Raw genomic sequence first — 12,663 nt, forward strand, 5'->3', positions numbered from 1 at the left:
CTGTAAATTAACGTAAATGACCACCAACGATAGGAATTTAATGAAGCCGTCTCCCATTTCAGGAGACGGCTTTTATCTATCATGTATTCGGCTTTAAGTAAGATCCTGTTGCTCCAGCCAGCTTTTAATCTGTTGTCGATCATTTTGAAGTTCATGATGAAGAATGGCTGTCAGCAGCTCCTCCAATGCGGCTTTTACCCACGGCCCACCCTTTTTGCCAGACCATTTCAGTAAATCAGCCCCATTCACCGCTAATTCTTGCTTATGTTGAATCGGTAGCTTTGCCTGTAATTCTCGGATAGATTGTTGAGGTATCGAAGCGTCTAATTGGCGAAGTTGGGCAAAATATTGTGCAGCCTCTAGTTCTTGCTCTGTGTAGTAAAAATAATGGCGATTTGTCCAACCATCTTTTAAAGCGTCATAAGCGGTTAAAACGGAATTAATAAACGCCATTTCCTTATTCGATAATCGATAATCGCGCACTACCTCACGCCATGCTGCTCCTTGTAGTAAGGCAAAGTATGCCCAGCCAAGAAGGGCATCTTTTGTTTGGAAATTATGCCATTGAGCAGTTTGAAAATCACCTGTTAAATAGGCCGTTAATCCACTGTCCTCTAGTTTTTGTATACCCCCAAAAACTGTTTGTCCTACCCAAAGCTTATCAAGCTCTGCTTTAATGCGTTCTTTTGCAATAAAGCCCAAATCAGCAGCCCTTTGCTGGATGGCTGCTAATGTATTCGCCTCGATCGTAAAATCAAGCTGTGCAGAGAAGCGAATCGCTCGCAGCATCCTTAAAGCATCTTCTGCAAACCGTTTTTCTGCCTCTCCTACCGCTCGTATAACGCGCTTTTCAATATCTTGTTGTCCGCCATAATAATCTATAAAAGAGCCATCACGACGCATGGCAATGGCGTTCATTGTAAAATCTCGGCGTTGTAAATCCTCTTTTAGAGATCGAACGAAATGGACATTCTGTGGTCTTCGATGATCTGTATATTCCCCATCTGTCCGATAGGTAGTCACTTCCACAGGTCCAGCGGGTACGATAACAAGTACCGTCCCATGCTGAATCCCAATATCTACAGTCTTTTGAAACACAGTTTTTACTTCTTCAGGCAAGGCATTTGTAGCCACATCTACATCATGGGCAGGACGATCGAGTAAAGCATCTCTTACAGCTCCACCAACAATAACTGCTTCAAATCCCGCCTGTTCTAATTGCTCAATGACTGTATAGGCTGCCTGCCATTCTTTATTGTTTTGCATGATTTCTTTCCGCAACCTTCTCGTACAGATTTTCATATTGTTCCACAATTTTGGATGAGTGGAATTTTTCACTTACTGCACAGATGGCCGCTTCTCGGAAGCGCAGTAATTGTTCCTCATCTTGCAATAAATGGGTTGCATACGCCGCAACTGCCTCTGTATCCCCTAATTCCACGATATAGCCGTCTACACCATGCTCAATGACTTCTGGAATACCACCTACATTTGTTCCAATACAAGGTACACCACAAGCCATTGCCTCTAATAACACCAGTCCAAACGATTCTTGCTGTGATAATAATAGCTTTAGATCACTAATCGCATACAGTTCAGCTAAGTTTTCTTGTTTCCCTAAAAATAAAACATCCTTCATATACGGACTTCCTTTTACTTGGTCCATGACACGATGCTTTTCTGGGCCATCACCTACTAATAAGAGCTTTGCTTTCATGTTGGCACGGATTTTCATAAAGGCGTCTACAATGTGTGGAAGGTTCTTTATTTTACGGAAGTTTGATACATGAATGAGGACTTTTTCATCTTCTTGTATACCAAATTGCTCTTTTAAGTTTCCTGAATTTCGTGGGAAGTATTCCCGTTCGTCCACAAAGTTATAAATCGTTTCAATTGGTTTTACTGTATCAATCAGTTCATAGGTTTGTTCTTTTAATGCCTGTGACACGGTTGTCACAATATCAGATTTATCAATCCCATACTTAATGGCCTGTGAGAGCGTAGAATCTTGACCAAGCACTGATATATCTGTGCCATGAAGGGTTGTAACGATGCCAATGTCTCGGCCGCTCATTTCACGTGCTAGCACCGCACATACTGCATGTGGGATGGCATAATGCACATGTAGCACATCCAACTCTTCATCCTTGATGACGTCTGCCATTTTACTCGCTAATGCAATATCGTATGGAGAATATTGAAATACTGAATAATTATTAACTTCGACTTCATGGAAAAAGACGGTTGGATAAATTTTATTCAATCGAAATGGTACGCTTGAGGTGATGAAATGAATTTCATGTCCTCTTTCTGCAAGCATTTTGCCTAATTCTGTTGCAATGACACCAGAGCCACCAACTGTAGGATAACAGGTAATGCCTATTTTTAGCTTTTTCATTCGATGATCATCCTTTCTGAATCACGTCTTTTGTTAATTGCGTCTTTCTTGTATCAGTCTCCAATCCACAAAGCCTTCCTGTAGGCCTTTTAGTAATATTTCTGCTGTTCCCATATTTGTTGCCAGTGGCACTTGGTAAACATCACAAAGACGGATTAGCCCCTTGTYATMWKSCTMRWKWSKYYRKSCWSWYAAAGGATCACGGAAAAATATCACCATGTCMATATCATTATTGGCAATCATTGCGCCAATTTGTTGGTCGCCACCAAGTGGCCCTGAACGAAAACGTGTAACTTCCAAACCAGTAGCTTCGATGACACGTTGTCCTGTTGTACCGGTAGCATATAGTGTGTGTTCTTGTAAAATATTTTGGTAAGCAATAGCAAACTGTACTAAATTATCTTTTTTACGATCATGTGCAATCAATGCGATTTTCATATAGCTTCCATCCCAATCTTTAGATGATGTTTTCTAAACCATAAACAAGCTGATCCATTTTCATAACCTCTTCTATGCAAAATGCAACACCCGACATAAAAGAATTACGGTTTAATGAATCATGGCGAATCGTTAGTAGCTGCCCATCCCCTCCAAATAATACTTGCTGGTGTGCCACTAAACCAGGTAAACGTACGGAGTGAATGCGCATACCGTCAAAATCTCCACCTCTTGCACCTTTAATGGTTTCTTTCTCTTCTAGATGTCCTTGTGCCTTTGGCGTACGGACCTCTTGAATTAACTGTGCCGTTTTCACCGCTGTCCCAGATGGTGCATCAAGCTTCTGATCATGGTGCATTTCTATAATCTCTACATCTGGTAAGTATTTGGCTGCTTCTTTTGCAAACTTCATCATTAGGATAGCACCAATCGCAAAGTTTGGTGCAATAATGCAACCTAACTCTTTTTCTTTGGTCATGGCTGATAATTCCTCTAGTTGTGCATCTGTAAATCCTGTTGTACCAATTACTGGTCGTACATTTAAATTCAGTGCTTCCTTTGTATGTTTGTAGACTGCATGTGGATTAGTTAAATCCACTAGTACATCTGGTGCAGTTGCTTCTACAAGATCATGCATTTCTGTAAATATAGGCACTGTATAGCTTGCTGGAAACATATCTAAATCAGCTAAAGTTTTTCCTACTTCCTTATAATCTAGTACAGCTACTAATTCCATTTTGTCATGTTTCATGACCGTATGTACAGCCTCAGCTCCCATTTTTCCTCTTGCTCCCGCAATAGCTACACGAATCGACATCATTCTTCATCCTTTCTAGTCCAACGATCCTTATCTCTAGTTTCAAATTTATGTATGACGCGTAAAAGTGCTTCATCTAGTTTAATACCTTGGGCATTTGCAAAACAGACTAGTACAAAGAAAAAGTCTCCTAGTTCCTCTTCAATACTGTTTGTATCCTCTGTACTCTTTTTCTTTTTCTGTCCATAGACATCCTGAACTTCGCGTGAAAGTTCACCTAATTCTTCTGTTAGACGTGCAAGTAATTCAAATGGTGGAAAATAGCCTTCTTTAAATTGTCCTATATAGTCATCGACACGCTGTTGTAAAGCTTGCATTGTTAGTTGATCTGCCATAAAAATCACACTCCTATTTACCATCGTATAAAATTTACACCATTGTTGTCAAAACCAATAAAATGTCAGATAATAGATAACACTACTTCATTTGTTTGGAACTACAGGAGGTCAAATGCTAAAACAGATTAAAATACGTAATATTATCGCGATTATGCTCGGAGCAGCAGTTTTCAGCTTCGGCTTTGTTCACTTCAACATCCAAAATCAACTGGGTGAAGGTGGACTAAGTGGGATTACACTCATACTATATTTTACATTAGGATGGGACCCCGCCTTAATGAACCTGTTATTAAATATTCCCATGTTTATCATAGGTTATCGATTACTTGGAAAAAAATCATTTGTCTATACGCTTGTCGGCACTTTATCCGTATCTCTTTTTCTAAAAATTTTCCAAAAATATCAATTTACCATCCATTTAGAGGATGACATGTTGCTTGTAGCACTTTTTGCTGGTGTGTTTGTTGGATTGGGACTTGGGATTGTCTTTCGTTTCGGTGGCACTACAGGTGGTGTCGATATTTTGGCACGACTAGGGCATAAATATTTTGGCTGGAGTATGGGGAAAACCATGTTTGTCTTCGATGCCATCGTCATCATTCTTTCTTGGCTGACGTTCTTGGATGCTCGTTCCATGATGTATACATTAGTAGCCGTATTTGTTGGAGCCCGTGTCATTGACTTTGTACAAGAAGGTGCTTATGCGGCTCGTGGTGCGCTTATCATATCAGAAAAGTCTGGAGCCATTGCTGAAACAATCGCTCTTCGAATGGAGCGTGGTATCACCATTTTAGAAGGACATGGTCATTTTACGAAACAACCTAAGGAGGTTATTTATTGTGTAATTGGCCGCAATGAAGTTGTACGGTTAAAATCTATTGTGCATGAAGTTGATCCGCACGCATTTGTTTCCATCATTGAAGTACGAGATGTGGCAGGAGAAGGCTTCACACTAGACGATCAAAAGCAACCCCTTCATTAAGCATACGAAGATAAAAAACTTGTTACAGTGGTGTACCACTATAACAAGTTTTTTCTTAGTCGTCGCTACGCATATTGGTAAAAATTAAAATTAAACGTAATAACTCTAGTACAGCTACCGCTGCCGCTGCTACATATGTTAATGCTGCAGCACTTAATACTTTTCGTGCTGGTCGTTCTTCTTCATTTGTAATAATGCCAAGTGAATTCATTTGAACTAATGCTCGCTTTGAGGCATCAAACTCCACCGGAAGTGTCACTAATTGGAAAACAACACCTGCTGCTAATAATATGATACCTAATAGCAAGAAATTCGTACTACTTGCAAAAATACCAATCATTACGAAAATCCAAGACGCATTAGAAGAAATATTTGCTACTGGGACTAGCTTACTACGTAATGTAAGCATGGAATAAGCTTCTTTATGTTGGATGGCKYKMYYWWMCWCATRKSCARCMMCCSSAGCACCTGCAACACTTGCTTCATAAAAGTTACTTTCTGATAAAGCCAMTGKTTTGGTTGCTGGATTATAATGATCAGACAACACACCTTGTGTTGGCACAACTCGTACATCATATAAGCCGTTTGCATCTAAAATCGCACGCGCTACCTCTGCACCAGTTTGCCCCTTCATTGTACGTTGCTTTGCAAATTTATTATACGTACCCTTTACCTTCATTTGAGCATAAAGTGGAAGCAGCATAATAATCACAAAATAAACAATATACATGCTCGTTGACAATTTTCTAACCCCTTTCTACCTCGATACTATAATTCTATAATTTATACCCTAATTCGGCAAATATTTGCGCCACCTAATTGAGAAAATGGCAAGTAAAATACATGCAATTGATAACCAGAATGTAAAGTAACCTATATAGCTTGTGTAATTGGCTAAATCCCGATACATCGGCATTTGCCCAAATACATAGTCAATGACATCATTATGCAGTGTCCAAACAGCTGCTATCACAACATGCCAATAAGTGAAGACATATTTCTTCATATATAGTACAGCTTGTACAGCCATGGCAAAATGTGAACCAACTAGCATCCATCCCTGCCAGCCAATAGAACCTGTTTCAATTAATGTCCAAATATTCATCACATCTGCCCATAAGCCATATTTCACCAACGTAACAAGGGCAAGTACTTCCATCAGTGGCCAGCTTTTCCCCATAATCCAAGCAATTAACACAAAACAAAAGAATAAACTGGCTGTCGGACTATCTGGAACAAAAATATAAAAAATAGGCTCTGTGATGGCAAGCTGCCACCCATACCAATAATAGCCATAAATTGTACCTAGTAGATTAATAATTAGCAGCACTATCAAGAATGATTTATGGGTCAGAAGGTACCAAATATTTGCTCTTGTTAGTTGCACGATGTTAACTCCTTCCGATAAAAACAATCCATTATTTATGTATAGTTCTGAAATTCTAGAGCTTTACTCTACCTTTCAATTCAATTGTATCTCACCATCAATATGTGTTATTTTATTGTTTTAWTTCGCTTACTTGTTTCAAGAATAAATGTTTTTTCRACATCTTTCGCTAAAATCCTTTATACAAGGGAACCTTTTTGTATGGCTTCCAGTCCCAATAGTATAACAAGGTAGAAAAAAAGAGCCAGTTTCCTGACTCTTTTACTATTACTCTGCTTTTAAGCTTTCGATGAATTCAGCAAGTTTTTGAAGATCTTCATCTGAACCTGTCCATAATCCTGGTGGCATGTTACCGCGACCATTATGAGCAATGTCCTTAATCTCATCAGCTGTTAATCCAGTGTTCATTAGAGATGGTGCACCAGCTCCACCTTCTAAGCCTTCACCGTGACATGTAATACAAGCTGAACCAGCGTATAGTTTATAACCTTCTGATTCTTTATCGAATTCAACTGTTTCTACGATTGCACCCATAGCTTTTTGAGCTTCCCAGTCGTGGTTAACAACTGACTCCCAAGTTAGGTAGAACATAGCAGCTAAAGTTAATAACATAAMCSCTRTTSGCAATGKACRTTTAGAWKRACGACGWTCTKGRCMSTTRTCTAAAAATGGCAWTAATAATMGCGMTCCAAATGCAAGACCTGGAATTACAATAGCTCCGATTACATTGTATGGACCAGAAGCAAATGAGTATTTTAAAAGTTGATACATAAATAAGAAGTACCAGTCCGGTAGTGGTGTATATGCTCTAGTTGGATCTGCCGGCCCTTCAAGTGGTGACGGGTGAGCGACAGTTAATAATAAGTATCCAATTAAAAATACAGCACCTACCATCCATYCCTTCAGTAAGAAGTTTGGCCAGAAAGCTTCCGTCTTACCTGGATATTCGGAATAATCCTTTGGAACGTTCGGCATTCTGTGATTCGCTTTAATACGAGAATCGCCGACAAATTTCATTCCTTTTCCGCGATGCATAGTGTCCCCTCCTTTTAAAGATCATCGAACCGTCAAGACAATTACAACGGTCCTGAAATTCCTTGACGACGAATCATGATAAAGTGCGCTGCAAGTAACCCAAACAATACTGCAGGTAAGAAGAATACATGAAKCGCAAAGAATCGAGTTAACGTTTGAGCACCAAGAATCGTTGTGTCACCCGCTAATAATACTTTAATCATCCCACCGATAAACGGTACTGATGCTGCAATTTCGATACCTACTTTAGTAGCGAATAATGCTTTCATATCCCATGGTAATAAGTATCCTGTAAATCCAAGACCCATCATTACACCAAAAATACCTACACCAACCATCCAGTTTAACTCACGAGGTTTTTTATAAGAACCTGTGAAGAATACACGAAGTGTATGTAAGAACATCATTACGATAACTAATGAAGCTCCCCAGTGGTGCATACCGCGTACGATTTCACCAAATGCTACTTCGTTTTGTAAATAATAAACTGATTTCCAGGCATTCACAACGTCTGGTACATAGTACATTGTTAGGAACATACCAGATAGAATTTGAATTACTGTGATGAAGAATGTTAATCCACCAAAGCAGTAAACGAATGCTGAAAAATGATGTGCAGGGTTAACGTGCTCTGGCACTTCGTGGTCGGCAATATCACGCCAAATCGGTGTAATATCTAGGCGTTCATCGACCCAATCATAAATTTTATTTAGCACTGTTGTCGTACCCCCTTACTTATTTAACTAGAGAATTTGCTTTAGCTGGACCAATCATTAAATAGCCATCTTGTTCTTGTACTTCAAATTCATCCAACGGACCTAGAGGCGGTGTACCTGCAATGTTTTTCCCGTTTTTCTCATAACGTCCTGCGTGGCATGGACAGAAGAATTGACCTGGGTGTGCAGAATCTCCATTCCATTCAACCATACATCCTAAATGCTTACAAACAGGTGAAAGGGCAATGATTTGATCGCCACTTTTATAAACCCAAGCTACATCTGTAACCTGTGATTTATACCATGCATCCACTTGTTCATATGAAAAGTCCACTTTTACAGGCTCTTCAGTCAAGTCAGCGATTTTATGCTCTGTTTTTACAAAATCCCCACCCTCATGCTTTTGTAGCACAGGATCAATTGCAAAGCGAAGCATTGGCATTAGCATACCTGCCGCCATAAATCCACCTACACCAGTAAGAGTATAACTTAGAAATTGACGACGTGAAACTCGATTATTACTCATTATTTTCCCCCCTCTAACTTAAAGGTCAGTCCAACGGACATACTTTTACAAATAGTAATACTAGGACATATATATGATATATCAAGTCCATAGCTTGGTCAATATAGCATTCTGTGGAAAGCTGGAGAATGTGAACATTTATTGAAACTAATTGTTAAATCTGTGCCCATTTAGTCGAAAGCATTGGAATCACTTGTCGCAATTGATCTTCTAGAATGGATTTTTTCACACTGGCATCCATACTTTCTAAAGGAATCGCTGGTAACCAAATCATATTGCCTATCTCTCCACTCTTTGTCCAATAATGGTCACAAGTAATGAAGAACACATGCTTAAATCCAGCATTATGTAATTGTGCTTCTAATTGCTGTGGTAAATCGTCGTTTTTTAAAGTTGTCATATAAGAAAATGGTGGCATGACTAGTAGTCGACCTTTAAACTGCTGCTCTATAAAAGAAGTTAAAGACATGACAAAATCTACCTCGGCACCACTTTGTTTCATTTTTTCAGAAGAGAGATCAATGGATACAAGTGGAACAACCGCGGTATCAATAAAATCTTTTTGTGCCATAAACGATGTTACATCGTTTGCATTAAAATACATTCAACAAACCTCCTTTTATCGCAAAATAAAAATGTCCTTTTCCACTCTTCAATAGGATACCCAATTAAAAGTGAAAACAATCATTCACTAGTAATGTTACCATATTGAAATGGATAAAGGACATTCAATTTTTACCTATAATTAACGTAAATTAGCCGTTTCCTTCAATGCTTGTAACAAATTAGACAATTCATAAAATCGCACTTCATCTCCCTGGTCGAGAGCTTCATCAATTTGTGCAAGTAATTTCTCTTCTTGGAATACGAGTAAGCTATTGGAAAGCAGCTCTTCTGCCAGTACACGATCTTTTTCACTGACGAGCAGTGTTTCTGGCATATAAGGGTTTTCTTCAAGAACTGCTAAGTATTGTGCACTTGGTGGTATATTAGGAAAATTCAATTGTATATACATATCTTCTTGTTCATGTAAGCGTAAATCATGGAAAGACTTCTCAGCATCTGCCGTCATCACATTGCCTTTATAGAAACGAAAAGGCACACCTGTTGAGTCTACTGTTGACATCACCATTGCCCTAGGACAATAGTGAGCTTCTTCCACAAAACGGATTCTTTTTAACAAGTCATCATTACTTAATAGGTAATTTAAAATCCATACACACTCACGACGTTTCAATTGATAATTTTTTAAAAACCATCGAACAAATGCTTTTTTATCAACAACTGATACAGAAGCAGTCATACCCACTCCCTCCTTTACTCAAATTCTAAGGTTTCTAACTTCTCCTGCCACTCTGGTTCACCCGGTTGAATGTTGATTAATTGTCCAAGAACCTCTTTTGCCTCTGAAAGCTTTCCTTCTTCTAATAAGAAGTAAACATATTTTTCTAAAAATGTTGCGTCTTCCTTAAAATCATTATATGCCAAACGGTAAAATTCGTATGCACGGTCGTACAATTCTAAATTTTCATATGCCTCTGCCGCAAAAGGATATAAAGTGCTCCATTCAAAATCATTTTGCTGTAATGTCTCAAATAACTCGATTACATCCTCATGGCGCTCCTGTTGTCCAAACACTGAAATAAGTGCCAGTACCGCTTCCATATATTCAGGATCGAGCGCTATAGCTTCTCTCAGATGTTGCTCAGCTTCTTCTGGCAAACCATTTTTCAATGCCATTTTACCAGCGAATAAATAAAGCGATTTATCATATTCATCACGCTTTAACCCCTCTTGAATGGCAGCATAAGCTTTTTGATTATCCTCTGTCATTGCATAGCTTTCCGCAAGCAATAAATAGGCTGAGAAGTAATCAGGATCTAATTCTTTCAATTCCTCTAGTTGTTTAATAGCCATCTCGTATTTTTGTGACTGGAAGGCTGAATAAGCAGCTCCAAATAAAATATCGGGCTTTACTTCATCTTCAAGGGCTTTGACATAATAATCAAATGCCGTCTCATAGGCTGCACCTGCACGATAAACCTCCGCTAGTCGTTCGACAAGTTGAATACCAGCAAATTCATTTTGCTGCTCATATAAGTCCTCATACAGTCTTGCTGCCTCTAAAAAACGACCTGTTTCAAATAAAAGTTCTGCTTTCGCAAAATGTAATAATGGCTCGTCTGGTAAAATCGCTAATGCTTCATTTATACGCTTTTCTGCAACCTCAAATAACCCTTGCATTTGATAATAATCAGCTAAAACCAATAACGCTTGTGGATATTCTGGGGAGGTTTCTTCAATTTCTAATAATAAATCTAATGCTTCATCTTCATTACCAAGCTCCATTAGGACATTGGCACGATCTATTTTTAACTGTGCTTCTTCTGGGAATAAAAATTGTAAATGCTCCAGCACACGGTCAGCTTCCTTCATGTACCCATACTGCATAAAAATCTCAGCAAGTGCATAGATCTCCTCGGGTAGCTCCTTCATTAAAAATGATTCTAGTAGCTGATCTATTAATGCTAAATCCCCTTGTTCAAGTGCTTGCATCATTTCAGTCATCGCATTGTTCACAGTCATTCACCTATTCTTTCGTTGATACCTTTATGCTACAAAACATTTACCTCTGAAACAAGAAAAAACTCCCCAAAAGCTTGGAGAGCCTCTCTTTAATTGTTACCTCACTGCCTCAATATGCTCAAAGAACGATGGGTAGGATACAGCAATACATTGTGCATCATCTAGTGCAACAGCTCCGTCTGTTATTAAAGCTGCAACTGCACCCATCATGCCGATTCGATGATCACCATATGTTTGAAGGTTTGCTCCTTTTAAAGACGTTGGTCCCTCAATAATCATCCCATCTTCTGTTGCTTCGATTTGGGCACCAAGTTTCTTCAATTCAGTCACAACAGCCGTGATACGGTCAGTCTCCTTCACCTTTAGCTCCTCGGCATCTTTAATGATCGTTTGACCATGTGCTTGCGTAGCGAGTAATGCAAGAATTGGAATTTCGTCAATTAAACGAGGAATAATGTCTCCCTCAATTATTGTACCAGTTAAAGAAGATGTCGCGATTTGGATTGTTGCTGTCGGTTCAGCTTGATTATCATCATTCGGCGTTACCGTCATCGTGGCGCCCATTTTTTCCAGCACCTCTATAATGCCATCACGTGTTGGATTAATGCCCACATTATTTAGTGTTAGCTGACTATTTTTGCAAATGGCTCCTGCCACTAAGAAAAAGGCAGCCGATGATATATCTCCTGGCACAGAAACATGCGTACCATTGAGAGCTTGTCCTCCTTCAATCGATACTACGCCATTATCTACTTCTACATGTGCACCAAATTGACGCAGCATTCGCTCTGTATGATCTCTCGAAACATCCATTTCTCTAACAATAGTTGTTCCTTCAGCACGCAAGCCCGCTAGTAAAATAGCAGATTTCACCTGTGCACTTGCTACAGGCATCTTGTAATCAATGGCTTGTAATTTTGTACCTTGAATGGCTAGTGGTGTATATTGCCCGTCTGCACGCCCTGTAATTTGTGCACCCATCTGACGCAGTGGATCTATAACACGGCGCATTGGTCGTTTTCCAATGGATGCATCTCCTGTCATGACAGAGTGAACAGTAGAACCAGCTAAAATGCCTAGCATTAAGCGTGTTGTTGTACCAGAGTTACCCGTATATAACACTTCTGTCGGCTCCTGCCAGCCATCCATCCCTGGACTATGAATGGTTACATTTGTCCCTTCCACCTCAATCTGAACGCCAAGTTTCTGGAAGCAATCAATTGTACTTAAACAATCTTCACCTAGTAAAAAGCCCTCTACTGTCGTTGTTCCACTAGCAATGGCGCCAAACATCACAGAGCGATGAGATACAGACTTATCGCCTGGAACAGTTAAAGAGCCCTGTAAAGAAGGCTTGTTGTATTGCAATACTTTTTCACTCATGAACTTTTTTCCCTCCAATATGAAGATAGAAAGCGCCGAAATGCCGACGCTTTCTTA

Annotated in this window: 12 protein-coding genes and 3 pseudogenes; 1 reads left to right on the forward strand and 14 read right to left on the reverse strand. The window is 39.4% G+C overall.

Annotated features, from left to right (window positions below):
* Nucleotides 1-93: 93 nt before the first annotated feature.
* The 5 genes and pseudogenes from ACHZEU_RS06450 to ACHZEU_RS06470 form a co-directional block, all read right to left on the reverse strand.
* On the reverse strand, nucleotides 94-1,266 hold the full coding sequence (locus tag ACHZEU_RS06450; protein WP_404804238.1) for a CCA tRNA nucleotidyltransferase: 1,173 nt from the start codon (nucleotides 1,264-1,266) through the stop codon (nucleotides 94-96).
* Nucleotides 1,253-2,398 (reverse strand): N-acetyl-alpha-D-glucosaminyl L-malate synthase BshA, encoded by a 1,146-nt coding sequence (bshA, locus tag ACHZEU_RS06455; protein ID WP_281216740.1) that lies wholly within the window; start codon nucleotides 2,396-2,398, stop codon nucleotides 1,253-1,255. The genes ACHZEU_RS06450 and bshA overlap by 14 nt, the downstream gene beginning before the upstream one ends.
* Before the next feature lie 33 nt (nucleotides 2,399-2,431).
* A pseudogene (mgsA, locus tag ACHZEU_RS06460) lies at nucleotides 2,432-2,836 on the reverse strand (methylglyoxal synthase).
* A gap of 19 nt (nucleotides 2,837-2,855) precedes the next feature.
* On the reverse strand, nucleotides 2,856-3,653 hold the full coding sequence (gene dapB, locus ACHZEU_RS06465) for a 4-hydroxy-tetrahydrodipicolinate reductase (RefSeq protein WP_048389847.1): 798 nt from the start codon (nucleotides 3,651-3,653) through the stop codon (nucleotides 2,856-2,858).
* A complete protein-coding gene (locus ACHZEU_RS06470; protein ID WP_036077682.1) occupies nucleotides 3,653-3,988 on the reverse strand; it encodes a nucleotide pyrophosphohydrolase in 336 nt (111 codons plus the stop codon). The genes dapB and ACHZEU_RS06470 overlap by 1 nt, the downstream gene beginning before the upstream one ends.
* 115 nt (nucleotides 3,989-4,103) lie before the next feature.
* Between ACHZEU_RS06470 and ACHZEU_RS06475 the strand changes: the two genes are divergently transcribed.
* A complete protein-coding gene (locus ACHZEU_RS06475; protein ID WP_004232676.1) occupies nucleotides 4,104-4,973 on the forward strand; it encodes a YitT family protein in 870 nt (289 codons plus the stop codon).
* A gap of 55 nt (nucleotides 4,974-5,028) precedes the next feature.
* Here ACHZEU_RS06475 and ACHZEU_RS06480 read toward each other — a convergent pair.
* The 9 genes and pseudogenes from ACHZEU_RS06480 to aroA all read right to left on the reverse strand — a co-directional run bounded on the left by ACHZEU_RS06480 (nucleotide 5,029) and on the right by aroA (nucleotide 12,606).
* Nucleotides 5,029-5,703 (reverse strand): annotated as a pseudogene (locus tag ACHZEU_RS06480) (zinc metallopeptidase).
* Between the two features lie 60 nt (nucleotides 5,704-5,763).
* A complete protein-coding gene (locus ACHZEU_RS06485) occupies nucleotides 5,764-6,360 on the reverse strand; it encodes a DUF1405 domain-containing protein (protein WP_048389842.1) in 597 nt (198 codons plus the stop codon).
* A gap of 267 nt (nucleotides 6,361-6,627) precedes the next feature.
* A pseudogene (locus tag ACHZEU_RS06490) lies at nucleotides 6,628-7,395 on the reverse strand (c-type cytochrome).
* Nucleotides 7,396-7,436: 41 nt separating this feature from the next.
* Complete coding sequence (gene qcrB, locus ACHZEU_RS06495) at nucleotides 7,437-8,111, reverse strand: menaquinol-cytochrome c reductase cytochrome b subunit (RefSeq protein ID WP_404804240.1); 675 nt, start codon at nucleotides 8,109-8,111, stop codon at nucleotides 7,437-7,439.
* Nucleotides 8,112-8,130: 19 nt separating this feature from the next.
* Nucleotides 8,131-8,637 (reverse strand): ubiquinol-cytochrome c reductase iron-sulfur subunit, encoded by a 507-nt coding sequence (locus ACHZEU_RS06500; RefSeq protein WP_404804241.1) that lies wholly within the window; start codon nucleotides 8,635-8,637, stop codon nucleotides 8,131-8,133.
* A 154-nt stretch (nucleotides 8,638-8,791) separates the two neighbouring features.
* Complete coding sequence (locus tag ACHZEU_RS06505; protein ID WP_279494469.1) at nucleotides 8,792-9,241, reverse strand: YpiF family protein; 450 nt, start codon at nucleotides 9,239-9,241, stop codon at nucleotides 8,792-8,794.
* Between the two features lie 141 nt (nucleotides 9,242-9,382).
* Nucleotides 9,383-9,940 carry a ReoY family proteolytic degradation factor gene (locus ACHZEU_RS06510; RefSeq protein WP_048389838.1) on the reverse strand — a complete coding sequence of 186 codons (558 nt, stop codon included), beginning with the start codon at nucleotides 9,938-9,940 and terminating at the stop codon, nucleotides 9,383-9,385.
* A gap of 14 nt (nucleotides 9,941-9,954) precedes the next feature.
* The gene (locus tag ACHZEU_RS06515) at nucleotides 9,955-11,223 is read right to left on the reverse strand and encodes a tetratricopeptide repeat protein (RefSeq protein WP_279494468.1); all 1,269 of its coding nucleotides are present in this window, start codon (nucleotides 11,221-11,223) and stop codon (nucleotides 9,955-9,957) included.
* Between the two features lie 96 nt (nucleotides 11,224-11,319).
* Nucleotides 11,320-12,606: a 3-phosphoshikimate 1-carboxyvinyltransferase gene (aroA, locus tag ACHZEU_RS06520; protein ID WP_115673441.1), complete on the reverse strand. Its 1,287-nt coding sequence runs from the start codon at nucleotides 12,604-12,606 to the stop codon at nucleotides 11,320-11,322.
* Nucleotides 12,607-12,663: the final 57 nt, after the last annotated feature.

The organism is Lysinibacillus sp. S1 (assembly GCF_044986265.1).
Taxonomy (GTDB): domain Bacteria; phylum Bacillota; class Bacilli; order Bacillales_A; family Planococcaceae; genus Lysinibacillus; species Lysinibacillus capsici.

What these genes read in the sequence shown, in the direction of transcription:
- ACHZEU_RS06450 (WP_404804238.1), bottom strand. Translation starts at nt 1,266, where the DNA reads ATGCAAAACAATAAAGAATGGCAGGCAGCCTATACAGTCATTGAGCAA.
- bshA (WP_281216740.1), bottom strand. Translation starts at nt 2,398, where the DNA reads ATGAAAAAGCTAAAAATAGGCATTACCTGTTATCCTACAGTTGGTGGC.
- dapB (WP_048389847.1), bottom strand. Translation starts at nt 3,653, where the DNA reads ATGTCGATTCGTGTAGCTATTGCGGGAGCAAGAGGAAAAATGGGAGCT.
- ACHZEU_RS06470 (WP_036077682.1), bottom strand. Translation starts at nt 3,988, where the DNA reads ATGGCAGATCAACTAACAATGCAAGCTTTACAACAGCGTGTCGATGAC.
- ACHZEU_RS06475 (WP_004232676.1), top strand. Translation starts at nt 4,104, where the DNA reads ATGCTAAAACAGATTAAAATACGTAATATTATCGCGATTATGCTCGGA.
- ACHZEU_RS06500 (WP_404804241.1), bottom strand. Translation starts at nt 8,637, where the DNA reads ATGAGTAATAATCGAGTTTCACGTCGTCAATTTCTAAGTTATACTCTT.
- ACHZEU_RS06505 (WP_279494469.1), bottom strand. Translation starts at nt 9,241, where the DNA reads ATGTATTTTAATGCAAACGATGTAACATCGTTTATGGCACAAAAAGAT.
- ACHZEU_RS06510 (WP_048389838.1), bottom strand. Translation starts at nt 9,940, where the DNA reads ATGACTGCTTCTGTATCAGTTGTTGATAAAAAAGCATTTGTTCGATGG.
- ACHZEU_RS06515 (WP_279494468.1), bottom strand. Translation starts at nt 11,223, where the DNA reads ATGACTGTGAACAATGCGATGACTGAAATGATGCAAGCACTTGAACAA.
- aroA (WP_115673441.1), bottom strand. Translation starts at nt 12,606, where the DNA reads ATGAGTGAAAAAGTATTGCAATACAACAAGCCTTCTTTACAGGGCTCT.